This is a genomic window from Mycoplasma sp. Mirounga ES2805-ORL (assembly GCF_017084445.1).
Classification (GTDB): Bacteria; Bacillota_I; Bacilli_A; order Mycoplasmatales; family Metamycoplasmataceae; genus Mycoplasmopsis.
The window spans coordinates 157,437-177,364 of the sequence record NZ_CP070947.1; the positions used below are offsets into that span (position 1 = coordinate 157,437).

Annotated in this window: 14 protein-coding genes; 5 read left to right on the top strand and 9 right to left on the bottom strand. The window is 28.2% G+C overall.

The window, feature by feature from the left end:
• Window positions 1–118: 118 nt before the first annotated feature.
• The 5 genes from JXZ90_RS00615 (at window position 119) to JXZ90_RS00635 (ending at window position 6,156) form a co-directional block, all read left to right on the top strand.
• Window positions 119–1,324: an arginine deiminase family protein gene (locus JXZ90_RS00615; RefSeq protein ID WP_205848473.1), complete on the top strand. Its 1,206-nt coding sequence runs from the start codon at window positions 119–121 to the stop codon at window positions 1,322–1,324.
• Window positions 1,325–1,448: 124 nt separating this feature from the next.
• Window positions 1,449–2,492 carry an ornithine carbamoyltransferase gene (gene argF / locus JXZ90_RS00620; protein ID WP_205848474.1) on the top strand — a complete coding sequence of 348 codons (1,044 nt, stop codon included), beginning with the start codon at window positions 1,449–1,451 and terminating at the stop codon, window positions 2,490–2,492.
• 3 nt (window positions 2,493–2,495) lie between these two features.
• On the top strand, window positions 2,496–3,428 hold the full coding sequence (arcC, locus tag JXZ90_RS00625) for a carbamate kinase (RefSeq protein ID WP_205848475.1): 933 nt from the start codon (window positions 2,496–2,498) through the stop codon (window positions 3,426–3,428).
• A gap of 48 nt (window positions 3,429–3,476) precedes the next feature.
• The gene (locus JXZ90_RS00630) at window positions 3,477–5,096 is read left to right on the top strand and encodes an APC family permease (RefSeq protein ID WP_205848476.1); all 1,620 of its coding nucleotides are present in this window, start codon (window positions 3,477–3,479) and stop codon (window positions 5,094–5,096) included.
• 139 nt (window positions 5,097–5,235) lie between these two features.
• A complete protein-coding gene (locus tag JXZ90_RS00635) occupies window positions 5,236–6,156 on the top strand; it encodes a hypothetical protein (protein ID WP_205848477.1) in 921 nt (306 codons plus the stop codon).
• Between the two features lie 109 nt (window positions 6,157–6,265).
• Here JXZ90_RS00635 and JXZ90_RS00640 read toward each other — a convergent pair whose 3' ends face one another.
• The 9 genes from JXZ90_RS00640 to trpS all read right to left on the bottom strand — a co-directional run bounded on the left by JXZ90_RS00640 (window position 6,266) and on the right by trpS (window position 19,791).
• On the bottom strand, window positions 6,266–7,120 hold the full coding sequence (locus tag JXZ90_RS00640) for a bifunctional 5,10-methylenetetrahydrofolate dehydrogenase/5,10-methenyltetrahydrofolate cyclohydrolase (RefSeq protein ID WP_205848478.1): 855 nt from the start codon (window positions 7,118–7,120) through the stop codon (window positions 6,266–6,268).
• A complete protein-coding gene (locus JXZ90_RS00645; RefSeq protein ID WP_205848479.1) occupies window positions 7,108–9,612 on the bottom strand; it encodes a valine--tRNA ligase in 2,505 nt (834 codons plus the stop codon). The genes JXZ90_RS00640 and JXZ90_RS00645 overlap by 13 nt, the downstream gene beginning before the upstream one ends.
• Before the next feature lie 321 nt (window positions 9,613–9,933).
• On the bottom strand, window positions 9,934–12,768 hold the full coding sequence (lon, locus tag JXZ90_RS00650; RefSeq protein ID WP_205848480.1) for an endopeptidase La: 2,835 nt from the start codon (window positions 12,766–12,768) through the stop codon (window positions 9,934–9,936).
• An 81-nt stretch (window positions 12,769–12,849) separates the two neighbouring features.
• Complete coding sequence (locus JXZ90_RS00655; RefSeq protein ID WP_205848481.1) at window positions 12,850–15,222, bottom strand: class I tRNA ligase family protein; 2,373 nt, start codon at window positions 15,220–15,222, stop codon at window positions 12,850–12,852.
• Window positions 15,223–15,236: 14 nt separating this feature from the next.
• Window positions 15,237–15,968 (bottom strand): MPN527 family putative ECF transporter permease subunit, encoded by a 732-nt coding sequence (locus JXZ90_RS00660; protein WP_205848482.1) that lies wholly within the window; start codon window positions 15,966–15,968, stop codon window positions 15,237–15,239.
• Window positions 15,937–16,563, bottom strand: coding sequence for a uracil phosphoribosyltransferase (upp, locus tag JXZ90_RS00665; RefSeq protein ID WP_205848483.1), 627 nt, complete (start codon window positions 16,561–16,563; stop codon window positions 15,937–15,939). The genes JXZ90_RS00660 and upp overlap by 32 nt, the downstream gene beginning before the upstream one ends.
• Before the next feature lie 34 nt (window positions 16,564–16,597).
• Entirely contained in the window at window positions 16,598–17,035 is a 438-nt protein-coding gene (locus JXZ90_RS00670) for an MAG3450 family membrane protein (RefSeq protein WP_205848484.1), read from the bottom strand.
• Window positions 17,028–18,776 carry a threonine--tRNA ligase gene (gene thrS / locus JXZ90_RS00675; protein WP_205848485.1) on the bottom strand — a complete coding sequence of 583 codons (1,749 nt, stop codon included), beginning with the start codon at window positions 18,774–18,776 and terminating at the stop codon, window positions 17,028–17,030. The genes JXZ90_RS00670 and thrS overlap by 8 nt, the downstream gene beginning before the upstream one ends.
• A gap of 16 nt (window positions 18,777–18,792) precedes the next feature.
• Window positions 18,793–19,791: a tryptophan--tRNA ligase gene (gene trpS / locus JXZ90_RS00680; protein WP_205848486.1), complete on the bottom strand. Its 999-nt coding sequence runs from the start codon at window positions 19,789–19,791 to the stop codon at window positions 18,793–18,795.
• Window positions 19,792–19,928 lie beyond the last annotated feature (137 nt).

The window sequence follows — 19,928 nt, forward strand, 5'->3', positions numbered from 1 at the left end:
CTATTTTTTGCTCTATTAAATATTGTTATTTAATAATACAAATTTATAGGTATAATATTTAGGACACAAAAAAGTTATTTGTGTCACTATTACTTTACTTATTAAGGAGATTTAAGATATGAGTAATATAAAAGTTTACAGTGAAATTGGACCTCTTAAAGAAGTTCTAGTTCACACCCCAGGAGACGAAATTAGGCGTATCGCACCTTCACGTCTTGACGAATTACTATTTTCAGCTTTATTAGAAGTTGACTCAGCGATAGAAGAACACAAAGCGTTCTTAAAAGTTTTAACAGATAACAATATTAAAGTTATTCAACTTGATGACTTAGTTACTGAAACATACAATGGAGCTACAGAAGCTCAAAGAGATGCTTTCATTGAAAAATGATTAGATGAAGCAGAACCTAAATTAAGTAAAACAAACAGACCACTTGTTAAAAACTATTTATTAAGCATTAAAGATGTTAAAAAAATGGTTAGAGTTATGATGGCTGGTGTTACAAATAGAGAACTTGGAATTGAATCTAAAGTTGAACTAATTGTTGACCCAATGCCCAACTTATACTTCACACGTGATCCATTTGGTTCAGCAGGTTGCGGAATTTCATTAAACAACATGAAATACCCAACAAGACAAAGAGAAACATTATTCTCAGAATTCATTTTTACAACACATCCAAAATACAAAGACACACCACGTTGATTTGATAGAACCGATAAAGGTAAAATCGAAGGTGGAGATATCTTTATCTACACAAAAGATACTCTTGTAATTGGTGTTAGTGAAAGAACAAACCAAGACGCAATTAAAACAATTGCAAAACACTTACAAGCAAACAAAGAATCAGAATTCAAAAAGATAGTTGCTATTAATGTTCCACCTATGGGCAACTTAATGCACCTAGATACATGATTGACAATGGTTGACTATGACAAATTCTTATATTCAACAAACGTTATGTCAGCATTAAAAATTTGAGAAATTGATTTAACAGCTAAGAAAATTGAAATGAAAGAATCTTCAGGTACTCTTGAAGAAGTTCTTGAATCAATTATCGGTAAGAAACCAATCCTTATTCCTATCGCGGGAGAAGGTGCTTCACAATTAGATGTTGACATCGAAACACACTTTGATGGTACAAACTATCTAACAATAGCACCAGGTGTGGTTGTTGGTTATTCAAGAAACAGAAAAACACAAGCTGCTTTAGAAAAAGCTGGTGTTAAAGTTATACCATTTGATGGTAACCAATTATCACTAGGTATGGGTAGTGCAAGATGTATGTCAATGCCCTTAGTAAGAGAAGATATTGATAAATAATTTCATATAAATATAGTGAAACGAAACACAATACCAAATCTTGAAAACATATTAGGTTTTAATAATAATTAAATAATAAATAAAAGTTAAAACTCCACTTTTAAAATAAAAAAACAGGAGAATTATGCCAAGAAATTTAAAAGGACGTAGTTTAGATTCAGCTTTGAACTTTACTACTGATGAAATTAACTGATTAATTGATTTATCAATTGATCTTAAAAAAGCAAAATACCAAGGTCTTCACACTAACAACAGACCTCTTGTTGGAAAAAACATTGCAATAATGTTCCAAAAAGACTCAACAAGAACACGTTGTTCATTCGAAGTTGCTGCTGCTGATTTAGGTGCTTCATGTACTTACATCGGACCTGCAGGTTCAAACTTTGGTAAAAAAGAATCAATAGAAGATACAGCTATGGTTTTAGGTCAATTCTATGATGGAATTGAATTCCGTGGTTTCAAACAATCAGATGTTGATGCACTTGTTAAATACTCAGGTGTACCAATTTGAAATGGTTTAACAGATGCAGAACACCCAACACAAATGATTGCTGACTACATGACAATGAAAGAAAACCTAGGTGATTTAAAAGGCAAAAAAATTGTATTTGCCGGAGATATCAAAAACAATGTTGCTCGTTCAATTATGATTGGTGCAGCATTTACAGGCATGCATGTAGTTCTATGTGGACCTAAAGCACAACATGAATTAGTTAAAAACGGTGAAGGTTATAAAGAAGTATACAACGCCGTTCAAGAACTATTCAAACGTAATGGAGGATCAGTTACATTTAGCGATGATAAAATCAAAGCTGCTAAAGATGCTGATGCTATTTACACAGACGTATGAGTATCATTAGGTGAACCATACGAAATCTTTGAATCACGTATCAAAGAACTTGGTGACTTCCAAGTTGATATGAAAATGATCAAAGCTGCTAAAGATAGTGTTATTTTCTTACACTGCTTACCAGCATTCCACGATGATCACACATTATTCTCAGCAGATATCAAAGAAAAATTTGGTAAAAAATACCCAGTTGTTGCAACAGGTGCTATGGAAGTTACTGATGAAGTATTTAAATCAAAATACAATAAATCAATAGAACAAGCTGGAAACCGTATGCACTCAATCAAAGCTATTATTTTAGCTACACTTGGATACTAATCGATGGCTAAAATTGTTATCGCATTAGGCGGAAATGCTTTAGGTAAAAACCCTGAAGAACAAAAAGAATTAGTTAAAGTACCAGCTCAAAAAGTTGCAGAATTAGTAAAAGCAGGTCACCAAGTTCTTGTTGGTCATGGAAATGGCCCACAAGTTGGAATGATTTTCAACGCTTTTGCTGATGCAAAAAAAGTTAATGAAAAAACTCCTTTAGTTCCTTTTGCAGAAGCGGGTGGAATGAGCCAAGGATATATTGGTTACCACATGCTAACAGCAATATCTAATGAGTTAAATAAAATTAAATTAAATAAAGAAACTTTATACTTTTTAACCCAAACAATAGTTGACAAAAATGATAAAGCTTTCAAAAACCCAACTAAACCTGTCGGTCCTTTCTATGAAAGTAAAGCCGCTGCCGAAGCATCAAATCCTAATTCAACAATAGTTGAAGATGCTGGTAGAGGTTACCGTAAGGTAGTACCTTCACCTCTTCCAATCGACTTTATTGGTATGAAAGGTATTAAAAAGGCATTTGATGAAGGCAATATAGTTATTGCTGGTGGTGGCGGAGGAATTCCAACAATCATTGAAAATAATGAATACGTTGGAGTTGACGGCGTTATCGATAAAGACTTTGCTTTAGGAAAAATTGCTTCTAAAGTTGAAGCTAATATGTTCATCATATTAACAGCAGTTGACAACATTTATGTTAACTACAACAAACCTGATCAAAAGAAATTAGATGAGGTTACTATTGCTGAATTAGAGCAATACATTAAAGAAGGTCAGTTTGCACCAGGAAGTATGCTTCCTAAAGTTCAAGCTGCAATCGCTTTTGTAAAAGAGAACCCTAAAAATGTTGCAATTATTGCATCATTATCTAAAGTGGGTGAAGCTGTTGAGGGCAAAAGCGGTACAAGAGTTATTGCAAAATAACACACTTCCTCAACGCAAAAAAACTTTTATAAAATTGAAAGGAAACAAATGAGCGAAAAGACAACAAAACAAAAGATTTCATTCTTTTCAGCTATGATGATTGTTGTTGGTGGATCAATTGGCGCTGGTATTTTCTTTAAAGCCGGTGGTGTATTAAATGATTCACAAGGAAGCTTAGTTTTAGCAATATTTGCTTGATTAATAGCTTCGTGTGCTGTTATTGCTATGGGTCTTGCCCTAATAGAAATAGCAAGTGTTCGTAATGACAACTTATCACTTATTGGATGAAACAAAGTTTTCAACTCAAGAGTAATCTATAAAGCTTCTAAAAACTTTATGGTTTACATCTACTTACCATTAACCTATTTATTTATGCCTATCTATGTAATCATGTCATTACAAGATGGTATCGGTTTATTAAACCCATCAGGTAAAAACACATTTGGTGCAATGGTTGGCGGACAAGATATTGACTGATTAATTTGAACAGTTATTTCATTAGTTATGTCAATTTACTTTATTATTGTTCCAGCTATTTGATCAAAAGTTGGTGACTACCAAAACTTAGCTGTTCTAGCAGTTAAATTTATTCCTATTATTCTAGTTATTGTTTTAGGTATGGCTTTAATTTTCTCAGGAAACTTTTCTGAAGTATCAGCTAAAACAACCTCAGTAGGATTTAAAGAACTTAAAAACGGTGCAAGTATTAAAGAAGTTACAGGACTTGGTGCTGGATTAGGTATGTTCCTAGCAATAGCAGCTATCTTCTTCGCATATGACGGGTTCTATGTAGCAGCAGGTATTTCTTCAGAAATGAAAGAACCTAAAAAAACTCCTTTAGCATTATTCTTAGGTTTAGGTATTACAACAATTATCTACCTATTAATTGCTATAGCATTATCATTAAATGGTGGTGACGTATTTGGAATGGCAGACAATTTAGGAAAACTTTTCAAAAACGAAAAAGCAGCTAACATTTTATTAGGTATTATGAACTTAATGATTGCTATTGGTGTTATGGGTATTCTAAACGGATTCTCAATGTGAGGACCTCGTTATGTTGAAGACCTTTTAGCTGATGGTGAATTACCATTCTGACAAAAAGCTAAAGGTAAATTAAACCCTAACAAACCATGATTTGGTGTTGTTTACACACTAATCATCACAATCCCTACAGTATTAGTATTTACAGTTATTGGTGTTTACGGATATGCACAAAATGGATATGGCGATGCATATGGTACATCAATGGGATTATTAATAACATTCTGTGACTTAATGGCTAACTGAACAGCTCTATTCACATTTGCATTTATCGCATTTGCAATTACAGGTGCAATTAAGAACAGAAAAACAAACAAAATAGAAATTAAAGACAAGAAAAAATTCTTCTTACCATGTGCTTGAATTACAGTAGTTATTGTTTTCGCAGCTATGGGTGTAATGGTTGTACAACCTATTATTGATATGTTCTTATTAGCAGCTATGTCAAACCCATCTAAAGAAGTAATTATTTCACGTGTTTCATTAGTTGTTGTTCTATTTATCTTCATTGGACTAGCATTCTTACCTACAGTGTTCGAAGACATGTACAATAAGAAAAAATATGGTTCAGTTGAAAAATTTGAAGCATGAAAAAAAGAACAATTATCTTCAGTAGAAGCTTAATTAATTAATTTTAAGTTTTAAAAAATTCAGGTTTAGGTTAATCCCCTGACCTGGATTTTTTTATTAAATTAATATATAATATTCTTAATTATTTATTTAATGTAAAGTAATAGATAACATTATTAAATTAAGGAGTATTATGAAAAAAACAAAAATTATCTTAGGATCACTTCAAGTTATACCTTTATTAACAGTTCCTTTTATTTCGGCTAAATGCGAGAGCCAACAAGAAAAGGCTTATCCAAAAGAAAGAATATTATTAAGAAATTTAATTATTAAAAATAAATCTTATATTGAAAATGAAACCGAAAAAATAAACAAAAAAATAAATGAGGCAAGTGTTAAAATTAATAATTTTTTAGATAGCAATAAAGTTACTGAATCCCAAGATTTTCTAGAAGCAAAAAACCTGCAAAAAGAAATTAATACCCGCATGCACGATAATATTAGTTTAACATATAGTACATCTAATAATAACGGCAATGAAGAATATAAAACCAAACAAATGAAATATTCTGAATGAATTCAAGAAACTAAAAATTTAAAAGAAAAAATTAATGATAATAAAATAAAGATGCTATCTTACAAAAAAATACAAGACAGATTATTAAGTTTTGAAAAAGTAGTAAACGAGACTGATAAAGAAAATTTGTCTGAAATAGGCAAAGATCTTAAATCTCTATTAAGCAGTTCAAAAAATAATATTTTAAAAATAAATGATGATCTAATAAAAAAAATAAATATTTTGATTGAAAAGGATACAAACTATTTAAACCAAATAGAACAAGGTTTAGATTCGTGATATCAAATTAATCTAGAAGTTTTGCAAAGCCAATACAACTCAAAAATGGATTTAATTCACACTCCAATTAAAAACGTTTATAATGATTATAAAAACCTATTAAAATTAAAAGATAAAAATTCATTTGAAAAAGAAAGAATCAACCTAGAAATATATTATTGACTAAGAAAGAAAAATAATAATGATTTAATTAAATTATTTATGGAAATAGAAAATTTAGGATTAACTGAAGCTCTTCAAATATTGTTAAAAAAATAATGTTAATTAATAAAACAAGAATAATGACTAATTCTTCTTGTTTTTTAATGTTGAATAAATGCACTATATAAATAGTTAAAAAAACTTCACTAAAGAAGTGAAGTATGTTTTATAAGTGATTATTATGTCTAATAGCCTTAGCTAGATTTTTAAACAATGAACAAACTGTTAAAGGTCCAATTCCTCCAGGAACAGGAGATAATGCTTTTATATGATCTTCTAAACCTTCTGTGTTAACATCACCAACTAAAACATTTTTACCGTCAACATTCATAACTGAGGCTCCAACGTCAATAACAACAGAGTTTTCTTTAATATTTTCTTTACTAATTAAATTAGGAACTCCAGTTGCAGAAACTATTAAATCAGCACTTTCAACGCCTTTAATTCCTGTACTTTTACTGTATGTAGAAACAATTCCATTTTCTTTTTTAAGGAGTGTAGCTGTAGGCTTGCCAACAAGAGCTGAACGGCCAATAACACTAATCTTTTTGTCTTCTAATTCTATTTTATAGTATTTTAAAAGAGTCATTATTGCTTCGGCTGTGGCTGGTGTAAAACAAAACTCTCCAGTTTCATTATAAAAATTAAATGCATTTCTTGTACTTAAACCATCAATATCTTTTTCATGTCTAACCGCATCTAAAATAACTTGAGATGATAAATTTTCATTTAAAGGCAATTGAACAATAATTCCATCGGCATCTTCATTTATGTCATCTAGAGCTTTGAGAATCTTTGTTTGTCTAACATTATCAGGAAAATTGTAAACAGCTGTTTCAACATTTAATTCCTTTGCTTTACGTTTTTTAATTTCGATATAACGATTTGATGCTTCAAGATTTCCTACTTGAATAATTGCTAATTTAGGTTTCCTCCCTAACTGTTCATTAAGTATTTTAAATTCTTCTTTTAGTTCAGAAGTAATTTGATCAGCTATTATTTTGCCATTTAATATTTGCATGTCAACTCCTCCTTATATTTAGCTAATTCTGTTTCATATTTATTAAGTTTTTGTTTCTCCTCATCAATTTTATTTTGAGGAGCTTTATTCATAAAGTTTTTATTATTTAGTATATTCCGCGAACGTGCTACTTCACTCTCAAGACGCTTAATTTCATTTTGAATTTTTTCTATTCTAATTTTTTTAAGGTTTTCATCTTCTTTAATATAAATATTTATTTTTTCACAAACAATTAAATAATCACTATTTGCTCTTATTTCTGCATTTGCTAATTTTTTAATAGAATCTACTAATCAGTCTTCTTTTTGAATATTTATATCAAAATATATCGTTTCTTTTTTACTTATATTATTTGATTCACGGTATTCTCGTATTTTTCTAGTAATATTAATTATATTGTCAACTACTCTATTTTTTGAACTACTATTAATTCGTTTAAATTCATTTGAATATTCGTTTAAAAGTAATTCTTTATTGAATAAGTTTTTGTAGATTTCATCAGTTACAAATGGTAAAAACGGGTGAATTATTAATAGTAATTTTTTCAAAGCGTTCAATGCTGCTTTTTTATTTGGCTTTACTTTAAGAAATTCAACATATCACGATGAAAAGTCGTTATATATAAATTTACTAATTTCAGAACCTATAAGAGTAAATTCATATTTTTTAAATCATTTATCAATCTTTAATTTTAAACTATTAAGTTTTTGGTCGATTCATTTATCAAAATCACTTAGTTTATTATTATCGTTTGGAACACTTTGGATATATCTAGAAATATTTCATAGTTTATTACATAAGCCTCAAGCAGATTCTATTTTTTCCTCTGAATATCTTAAATCCATTCCAGGGGTTGTATTTGTTATTAAAAACCAGCGCATTGCATCTGCGCCATATTTATCAATAATATCAATTGGATCAACACCGTTATTTAATGATTTAGACATTTTTTGACCATCAGCTGCTCTAACTAAACCATGAATTAAAACTTTATCAAAAGGTTTAGAGTTAGTCAATTCAAGTCCAAATAAATACATACGTGCCACTCAAAAGAAAATAATGTCAAATCCTGTAACTAATAATGAATTTGGATAATATCTTTTTAATTTACTTGATTTATTAGGTCATCCTAAAAATGAGAAGGGTGCAAGTCCACTACTAAATCATGTATCTAAAACATCTTCATCTTGAGTTCATCCTTCGCCAGGAGAATCAACTTGAACTTTAAGATTATCATTTTTATCATATCAAGCTGGTATTCTGTGTCCCCATCATAATTGACGAGAAATATTTCAGTCTCTTATATTTGACATTCATTTCTTAAGATTTTCTTTAAATCTAGGAGGATAGAATTTAATACCTTCTTTAGTTTTTAAATCATTAAGTATCTTTTTAGCTAAGGTGTCCATCTTTACAAATCATTGTGGTTTAACCAATACTTCAGTAACGGCTCCTGATCTTTCAGAATATCCAACATTTGAAATTGTTTTTTCTTCTTTGATGATTAAATTATTCGCCTTTAAGTAATTAGTAATACTAATTCTAGCTTCGTCTCGTGTTAATCCGTGGAATTGGCTATTTTCGCAATTTATTCTTCCTGCATCGTCTATTGTTTCCACAATTTTTAAATTATGTTTTTTTATAATTTCAATATCAGCCTCAGCATGCGCCGATAATTTCATTAATCCTGTTCCAAAGTTCATATCCGCGTATGAGTCTTCAATCATAGGAATAAGTTCATTTGTTAAAGGATGTTTAATCATTGTATTTTTGTTTTGATTATATCTTTTATCCTTTGGATTATAGATTACCGCAACATCACTTAACATTGTTTCAGGTCTTACAGTAGCTATTGTAATATATTCATTTGACTTATAAATAGGGTATTTAATGTAGTACATTATTTGTTCAGTTGGTTTATTTATAACTTCAATATTAGAAATAGCTGTTTTTAGAATAGGGTCTCAATTAATTGCTCTTGCGCCTCTATAAATTAGTTTTTTATTATAAAGATTAATAAATGCTTTATTGACAGCTTTATTTGATTGCTCATCTAAAGTGAAGCGCTCATTTGTGTAGTCTAAAGCTAGACCTAAGCTAGACCATTGTTTTCTAAAGTGATCTGCATATTCATATTTTCAATCTCAAAGTTTTTCTAAAAATTTTTCTCTGCCTAGATCATGTCTAGTAAGTCCTTCTTTTTCAAAAATAATTTTTTCAACCTTGCTTTGTGTTGCAATACCTGCATGGTCCATACCAGCAATATAAAAAACATCGAAACCAGAAAGTTTTTTATATCTAATAATCGTGTCTTGAATTGCTGTATCTAAAGCATGGCCTATATGTAATTTACCAGTAACGTTTGGTGGAGGTAAGAGAATAGTAAATGGAGGTTTACTTTTGTCGTGTTTACTAAAGTATTTTTTGGATCTTCATTTCTCAGAAATATTTTTCTCAAAATCACCAGGCCTATATATTTTTTCTAATTTCATTTTACATTCCCTATTTTCTTAAATCAATATATTTAATATATATAATTATAGTTTAAATTTTAATATATTTGACTATAAAGTAACATAATGTGCAAAATTGCAATTTAAATTATTATAAGAATCATTTTTAAATTTAACTTATTCAACCTAAACCTAGCACAATAATCTTTTGCCTTTTCAAATTTATTATTAAAAATAATTATTCTAAATGATTTTTTACTTTTTGATTTTTATTTAAAGAACTATAAAAAAGTCAATTTAGTAAAAATATAATTATTTTTTATTAAAAATAACACCCTACTTGAATGTTATTTTAAATATTTAATTTTTTGTGTTAGAAAAAAGTTCTTTATAAATTTCATCATATGATTCTACAGGTACAAATTTAATTGATTCTTTAACTTCATCAGGAATATCAACTAAATTTTTCTCATTATTTTTAGGAATAAAGACTTTCTTAACATTCTTTTTATAAGCAGCGAAAGACTTTTCTTTTAGACCACCTATTTCAAGAACACGACCCCTCAGTGTTATTTCACCAGTCATAGCAACATCTTGAGGAACTGGTTTGTTAGCTAATGCTGAAACTAATGCAGTTGTGAATGTAACACCAGCACTTGGTCCATCTTTAGGAACTGCACCTTCAGGAACGTGAATATGGATTTCATTTTTATCAAAATCAAAATCCTTAATTCCAAATTTTTCAGCATTTGATCTAACATAGGTTAATGCAATAGAAGCTGATTCTTTCATAACATCTTTTAAAGAACCTGTTAATTTTAGAAGACCTTTACCTGGGTATGTTGAAACTTCTATTTGCAATGTTGTTCCACCAATTGATGTATAAGCTAATCCATTAACAACGCCAACTTGAGGTTCCTTATCTTCAATAGGTTCACTAAACTTAGGTGTTCCTAAGAAGCTTAGAACAACATCTTTAGTCACTTCGAATTTTTCAATATTTTCACCTGAAACAATTTTAGTAACAATTTTACGAGCTATTTTATCAAATGCACGTTTAAGTCCACGAACACCTGCTTCTGCGGTATAACGTTTTATAATAAATTCTATAACGTCATCAGTAAATATGAATTGATTTTCATTAATACCGGCTTGTTTGATTGCTATATCTAGTAAGTGCTCTCGAGCAATTTTAATTTTTTCATTTATTGTATAACTATGTAATTCTAGTATTTCAACACGGTCAATTAATGGCGCCGGAATATTTTCATAATAGTTAGCAGTTGCAATAAACATAACTTTTGATAAATCATATTCATGTTCTAAATAGTTATCTTGGAATTTTGTGTTTTGCTCTGGATCAAGAACTTCAAGCATTGCAGAAGATGGATCACCTTTATAATCAGAACTCATTTTATCAATTTCATCTAATAGAATTAGGGGGTTGGAAACTCCAGAACGTTGAATAGCCTTAATAATTTTACCTGGCATAGAACCAACATATGTGCGTCTGTGCCCTCTTATTTCACTCTCATCATGAACTCCACCTAGTGAAATCTTGACATAACTTTTATTTAAAGCTTCTGCTATAGCGCGAGCTAGTGATGTTTTCCCAGTACCTGGAGGCCCAACTAGTGTTAGAATTGGAACATTATTAAATGTTCTTTGAACCTTTTGATTTGGTTCTTTTTCTTTAAATAAAGCCATATCTATTTGGTGATTTTCATCAATATCTATTAATTCTTGATTGCCATTTTTCTTGGCAATATTTTTGTGATTAATAATTAATGAAAGATATTCAATAATTCTTTCCTTAACTTCCTTTAAACCATAGTGATTTTTGTCTAATACTTCTCTTGCTTTTTTAATATCTAATGTTTCTATCTCAACTTTTCTTCATGGCATTGATTTTAAAACATTAATATAGCTAGCTGTTGTGTTTGCATCAGGTGTTCCGCTCATCATACTTTTTAGACGTTCTTTTTCACCATTGATTATTTTTAAAACAGAATCTGGAAACATTTTAGATTTTTTAGGATCACGTAATATTTTTACAAATTCTTCGTCTTCATCATCTTCTCCATCAGGAGCAGTCTCACTTAAACTTTCTTTAATAGCTTTCATTTTTTCTCTTAAGAGAAATTCTTTTTGTTGCTTGTCTAAATTAGTTTTAATTTTTTTGTTAAGCTCTTCTTCAAGCATTGCATCAGCTATAACGTCATCTGATTTATTTGGTAAATCATTTTTATTATTGTTTTTTGGGCTTTTTTTATTATTTTTGTTTAAAGTCTTACTTGTCTTAGAATTATTCGCTTCTAATGAAATAGGTTCTTGGAATAATTTTTGAGATTCAAAAATTTGTTTTTCTTTAGGACTTCAATTGCGTAATTGTTGAAAGTCATAAATTTCATTGTAGATCATTATAAGTTGGTCTAATCCATCTTCTTTAGATAGTATTAAGTATTTTATTCAATTATCAACAATAATGTAAACCATTAATGAGGAAATAATCACTGAATAACTGTTTTGTAAATCACCTTCTTCATTACCAGCAAATGAAGTATTTTGCATTAATTTTTCATAATTTAAATTTGGATTTAATCTTTGAAGTCTAGCAGAAATAATTTTTGATCAAACAGATGTCACTGTAAGTGCGCTAATGGCTTCATCTATATATTGTAATTTTTCTCCAAATTCAGCTAGGTTATATAATGAGTCATATGGGAAATTAGTTGTATTTCTAAAATAAGCCAAATCATTAATTGATTTAATAATGTTGCCTTTAGTATTTACAAACGAATCTGGTTTATTGACAAGTTTAGCTCTAGTTATTCCTTTAAAAGTTAACGTATAAATAGGAGAATTATTTTTATCATCTTTTTTACTTTGCTTTATTTTTAAAAGTCTAGCAACAGTAAAAACTTCTCGAATATCGCTTAATTTTGATGTTACTAATTTATTTTCTTTCTTATCATTGAATATATAAGCTATATTGAAAATTAATTCATCATTTTGGATAAATTTATCTTTATCTTTTTTATATTGTTCAACTAAACTATCAAGATACTCCTTAGTTCACACTTTGCCATATGGTTTAACTTCAATTTCTCTTGTTTCAGTTCCATATACAACATGTGACACCAAATCATTTGATATTGGATTAGTTAATAATGTTATTGTTTCTTTTTTATTCATATTCTCTCCTTAATTAAAGTTTAAATTAATTTTTATATAAACAAATTTTAGCACTCTTTATTTTAGAGTGCCAAAATTATTTTATTTTTTTACAACGAAGTTTACTATTTTGTTTGGTACGAAAATTTCTTTTTGAATTTGATAACCTTCAAGTCATTTCTTAGCAGCAATCTTGGCTTCATTGATTACAAAATCTTTTTTATTATTTGACTTACTTATTTGAATTTGAATTCTTGTTTTTCCGTTTATTGAAATTGGATAATTAATTAAGTCCTTTTCTAAGGCATTTTGGTCTATTGTAAAATCTTTTAAATTTTTCAAATTAAAGAATTCACTACTTAATTCCCAGGCTAAATGTGGAACAAAAGGTTCGAGTAGATTTAACATAATGTAATAGAATTCAGTTATTAATTTCTCATTAGTTATATTTTCATAAGCGTTTAATGTTTCCATTAATCATGCTATTAAAGTATTGAATGAGTAATTGTGATTATTTTCATCATAAACCAATTCTTGTTTTTCCAGGCCTTTATAAAGTTTTCTTCTAGCTTCTTTTTCTTCTACTGAAATTGTTTCGGTATCAATATTTTTGTAATTTGATTTAGGATTAACTAATTTACTTTTTTCAATTAGTCTTTTTAAGAATTTATGACATCCTTCAATTCCTGATTCTAATCATTCTAATTCCTTTTCCGGAGGAGCGGCAAAAAGAATAAATAATCTAATAGTATCTGCATCATATTTAGAAATTATTTCACTTGGATTAACTGTATTTCCTTTAGATTTAGACATTTTTAAACCATCTTTAAGAACCATACCTTGAGTTAATAGATTTTTAAATGGTTCGCGATAATTTAAATAACCTAAATCAGCTAGAACTTTTGTAAAAAATCTTGAATATAGTAGGTGCAGTATTGCATGTTCCACACCACCTATATAAATATCTGCTTTATTTCAATATTTAATAAAATCTTTATTGAAAGGCATTTTATTTAGATCGTTTAAAGGAGTTGTGTACCTTAAAAAGTATCAACTACTTTCAAAGAAAGTATCAAATGTATCTGTTTCTCTAATAGCTTTGCCACCGCATTTTGGGCAAGAAGTGTTAAGTCAGTTTAAATTGGTTTTTAAAGGATTACCGCCAGTTGAAAAATCAACATCAAAAGGTAGTTCTACAGGTAAAGAATCAATATTTACTGGAACAATGCCACATGATTTGCAATGAACTAACGGAATTGGACTTCCTCAATATCTTTGACGACTTATACCTCAATCTCTTAAATTAATTTTTGATGATTTTTGCAATTTATTTTCATATTTTTCAATTTTAGTTTTTACAGGTAAACTGATTTGATTTAATTCAACAAATTCAGCATGACTTTTTATTAGATATTTTAAATTATTTGAATCAGCATAGGCAAATTGAACTCTATTTTTATCACCTAATGTCACAAAATCTGATATAACTAATTGGAATTTTTGGTTTGAAAATTCCGCTTCTCCGTAGTAGTTATCAATAACTATAGCTAATCTCTTGCTAAAGTTTTTGTCTTGAGCGGCATCTTTAATTTTTTGGATTTTTAATAATTGAGTACTAGACAATTCATTACTATTAATTAATTTATCTACAAAGTCATGGTGTGCAGATATAAAAATAAAGTCAGCATTAAAAAATGAGTTTTTATCTTTACTAAATATTTCTAATGATTCTATGATCGTGTTTGATTTATTATTTCTAATATTGATTTTTCCTAAAAATCCTGTTTGATAATTTATTCAATTTTTTTGCATTGAGAGCACTTTGTCTGGTCAATGGTTTTTTAAAGTTTCTAAATCATCTTGTAGTTCTTTAGCATAATTTGTTATTTTTAGATAATATTGGTCAAGTTCTTTTTTAATAATTGGTTCATCGCATCTTCAACACTTACCATCTTCAACTTGTTCATTAGCCAATACAGTCTGATCTTTTTCACATCAATTTAAAATGGCTTTTTCTCTTGAAACTAGTTTTTTATTTCACATTTCAATAAATAATTGTTGTTCTCATTTAGTATAAATTGGATCAGAAGTTATACATTGTCTGTCTCAAGCAAAACTTACTCCTAATGATTGAAGTTGTGGGTTCATTTTATTTATATTTTCATAAGTTCAAGTCTTAGGGTGAATGTTATTTTTTATAGCAGCGTTTTCCGCAGGTAAGCCAAAAGCGTCTCATCCAAAAGGATGCAAAACATTAAATCCTTTTCTACGATAAAAGCGTGCAAAAGCATCGCTTAATACGTAGTTTCTAACATGACCTACATGAATATTACCGCTCGGGTAGGGAAACATTGATAGAATGTATTTTTTAGACTTTTCTATTTTATCTTCAGGTTCAAAATACTTATTATCTAATCAATATTTTTGTCATTTTTTTTCAACTTTTTTTTGATCATATTTGCTATTATCAAACATATTGCCTTCTTTCTCTAATTTAATACTTGATTTATTCTAATAAAATTTACTCTCTCATTTATTGAATTAATTGTAAATATTAAAAATGAATTTATAGTTAAATTAATTATATTAAACAATAAGTATAAACTTGATGCTCCTAAATAATAATTATTTATTCCAAAAAACATTGCTTTTATATTGCTATAAATCTCTGCTAAACTATTAACTCATGGTCCTTTTGAAATTCCAAATAGTCAAAAGTACAATGGGGTTGTAACAAGAGTATTTAATATTGTTATTAAAATTGTTGTAATAATACTTGACAATACTAAAATAATAATTTCAATGATTATTTTCACTTTTAAAGAATTATTTTTTTCAATTATCTTTTTAAAAATTAAATTGTTAAATAATACATAAGTACTTGAAAAAAGTATTTGTACACACATAAGTATCCCTCGACCTAGAAGAGAGTGCGGTGCATAACCGCCTGAAGAATATAATGGCGAAATTATAAAAAAAGTAATTATTAGAAATAATGAATATTTATGTCCTATATATTTTGAACATATTATTAAAAAAACTAGTGTTATGTCAAATTTTAAAAAGCTTGCTAAGGGGAAAACAAAAAATATGCCGCCAATAAAATTGACTACAAACATACATCCTAGCAAAAAACCTGACATAGTGATTTTATTTACAATAGGTTTTTTGTAATAAAAATTAGTTTTTTTATTTGGTTCCAAAGATTCTATCTCCCGCATCACCTAATCCAGGTTCTATATATTTATTGTTATTTAGCTTATCATCTAGACTGGCTAGATATATTTCAAAGTCTTTTCCGAAATTATCTTCAATAACTTGAACACCTTCTTTAACACCTACTAAGCAAAGTAACGAAATGTTTTTAAAACCGTCATTTTGTAATTGTTTAATAGCCGCTTCAGCTGAATGGCCTGTAGCAAGCATTGGATCAACAACAATTATTATGCTATCCTTACTTACATTTGGCATTTTATAAAAATATGATTTTGGAGTGTGAGTTGTTTCATCACGGTATAATCCAATATGTCCAACTTTTGCCTGTGGAACTAGCTTTAAAAGACCATCTAGCATTCCTAAACCAGCTCTTAAAATTGGTACAAAAACAATATCTTTATCAAATTGAGAACCAACGTGTTCTTTGTCTAATGGGGTATTAATTATTAATTTTTTAGGTTTGTAATTTCTTAATAATTCATAAGTCATAAGCGAAGTTATTTCACTTAGGTTTTGCCTAAATACATTATGACATGTGTTTTTATCTCTCATTGTGGTTAATTTTATTTCTATTAATGGATGATTTAATACTTTTAACATCTTTATAACTCCTTAATTATTTAATTGAAAATATTTATTTTTTTATTATATTATTAAACTCTTTTTTATTGTCAAATCTAGTTAATAATATTTGAGTTATTAACGTTGATATTGCAACAAGGACTAAAGTTATTGAAATTCTAATAAAAATAGTTCAATCATTATGAGGGAGATATTGAGAAAATATCATTGCTAAAAACATTACATTTAGAGGAATTGATAATGTTAAACTTTTTACATAAATAAACTTTATAAATATAAATAAAATATTTAGAAAAATAGATACAACTAAAACAATTAGAGGTAATGCTAATTGTAAAGATAATGAATCTATTTTTTGATTTTGAAAATCAGCTGTTGAAAATAATCAAATTACAACATACGGTATGATTATAAAAATTGAACTAAATAGAAAACTTACAAGAGGATCGTAGTTTTTCTTATAGTTTTCTCTTGTAACTTTATTATTCATAATTTGCTCTAAGTTTTGATAGCATTAAAATAAAACTATCTAATGAAAGAGTTTCTGTTTTTTCACTTCCATATTGTCTAAAACTTATGGTTTGATCTTTTTCTTCTTGTGAACCAATTATTACACTAAATTTACTTTTTGAAATTTGAGCTTCTCTAATCTTCTTATTAATTCTTTCATCTCTATCATCTAATTTAACTCTAAAGTTATGGTCAAATAAAATATCTTTTACTTTTTGAGCATATTCTAAGTTTTCATTTAAATTAACTGGAATAACAGTAATTTGTTTAGGAGCTATTCAGAAAGGTAAAACACCTTTAGTTTGTTCTAATAAAATAGCAACGAATCTTTCATATGTTCCAAATAGACCTCTGTGAATCATAACTGGTCTTTCATCTTCGCCCTTTTGATTTACAAATGATAAATTAAAGTTTTTAGGTTGAAGAAAATCAAGTTGTATTGTAGAAACAGTTATTTCGTGTCCTAATGCAGTATCAATTTGTATATCTATCTTAGGTCCATAAAAGGCAGCTTCACCTTTTACTTCTGTATATTCCACACCTAGATCATTTAGAGCTTTCTTTAACATTTTTTCAGATGAATCTCACATTTTATCATCATCAAAATATTTTTCCTTATCATTTTTATCTCTTAATGAAAGTGAAATATAACTAATATCTATTTTAAATATTTCTAGTATTTCTTTTACTTGATTAAACATATGCTTAATTTCAGCTTCTATTTGGTCTTCACGGACAAATAAATGGCCTTCAGTTAAAAGCATACCTCTAACTCTTTCAAGACCAGTTAGTGCTCCTGATTTTTCATATCTATATAGTTGACTTTGTTCAGAATAGCGTATAGGCATATCACGATATGATTTTTTATCATTATTAAAAACTAAGATGTGATGAGGACAAGTCATTGGTCTTGGAATTAATCTTTCATTTTCAACAATTAATGGTTTAAACATATCATCTTTATAGTGTGCTAGATGACCGCTTATTTTATATAGTTCTTCATTACCGAAATGAGGGGTTAAAACTTCAGTAAAGCCATATTTTCTATCCAGTTTAAGAACTAGGTTTCTTAGTTCATTGTGGATATACATACCATCTTCTAATCATATTGGAAAACCTTGTCCGCTTAGACGATTAAAGGTAAAAATATTTAAATCCTTACCTATTTTTCTATGATCTCTTTCTTTTCTTTCATTTAATATTTCAAGATAATTATTTAATTCTTCTTTTGTTTCTCAACAGGTACCGTAAATACGTGTTAATTGTTTATTATCACTATTTCCTCTTCAATATGCACCAGCTATATTTAAAAGTTTAAAGTATTTAATTTTTTTTGTATCTGCAACATGGTTTCCAGCGCATAAATCTTTAAAAACAATTTCTTTATTTAAAGGATCTTGAAGTGCATAGAATGTAATATTTTCACCTTTTTGTTTTAATTCATCATATAGTTCTTTTTTATATGGCTTATTTGTGAAATCAAAATCTTTTTCATCAATTTGAATAGTTACTAGATTACGACTTGCTAACTTTTTCATCATTTTTTCAATTTTAGTTAACTCTTGGTCGCTAAAAGAATTTTCAAAATCAAAATCATAATAAAAACCTTCGTCAGTTGCTGGTCCAAAACCTAATTTAACATTTGGATATAATTTTTCAACAGCAGCCCCTAAAAGGTGACTTGTTGTGTGGTTTAATTTTGTGTCTACTTTAATTTTCATATTTATTACCTCTTTTTTAATTAAATCCCATTTTAGTTTTTAGTTCTTCAACAATTGGTCCACAAATAGATTTTGCTTTTTTTAATCCAATTGTTGTGGCTTCATCTATTTTGGTTAATGCTTGCTTATAGTTACTTTGAATTTTAATTAATTCTTGCTTAACTGTTTCAGCTACTGCAATTTTAAATTCCATATAGTTAGAATTAATAAATTGTGCTTCAGCTTCTTTTAAAGATATATCTTTTAAAGAAGCGTATATATTTAATAAATTTAATACTCCCGGTTTTTCATCTGATATATATATTTTATTTTCAGAATCTGTTACAGCTTTTAATATTTTTTTGTAGGCTAATTCAGGGTCATCATGTAGATAAATAGTTGCTTTATTAGATTTATCACTTTTTGACATTTTGGTATCAGGGTTTGTGAGTGATTTTATTCTTGCACCAACTGGAGGCACAAATCCTCTTGGTATAGTTAAATTCATCTTATAGTTTTTATTTAATCTAGTAGCAATCGTTTTAGTTAATTCTAAGTGTTGACTTTGATCCTCTCCAATCGGAACACAATCAGCATTATAAATTAGAATATCTGCAGCCATTAGAACCGGGTACATTAATAGTCCAATAGGTATTTTATCAGTACCGTTTTCTTGTTTAGAGACTTTTATACTTTTATCCTTGAATTGAGTCATTCTATTCAATTCTCCAATTGATACTTCGGTAGTTAAAAGTCATTGAGCCATAGTGTGTTCTTGCAAGTCACTTTGATAGAATATAGCGGCTTTATTGAAATCTAAACCACAAGCTATATACATCGCAACAATTTCTTTTCTTGCTTGATATAATTCTTTAGGATCAACAGTTCCTGTGGTTAGAGCGTGAAGATCAGCTACAAAATAATATGCATCATATTCGTCTTGTAATTTAACAAAATTCTTTAAAGCACCTATATAATTTCCAAGCGTTAGATCGCCAGTTGGTTTAATACCGCTAATTAATCTTTTTTTATTCATTTGAAATACTCCCAATAGATATATTATAGTTATTAATATATTTTAGATTAATATTTAAATATATTCACTAAAATGATTATTTGATATTAATTTTAATTCAAAAAAGAATTAATAAAAAAATGGAGTGTTTTTATTAC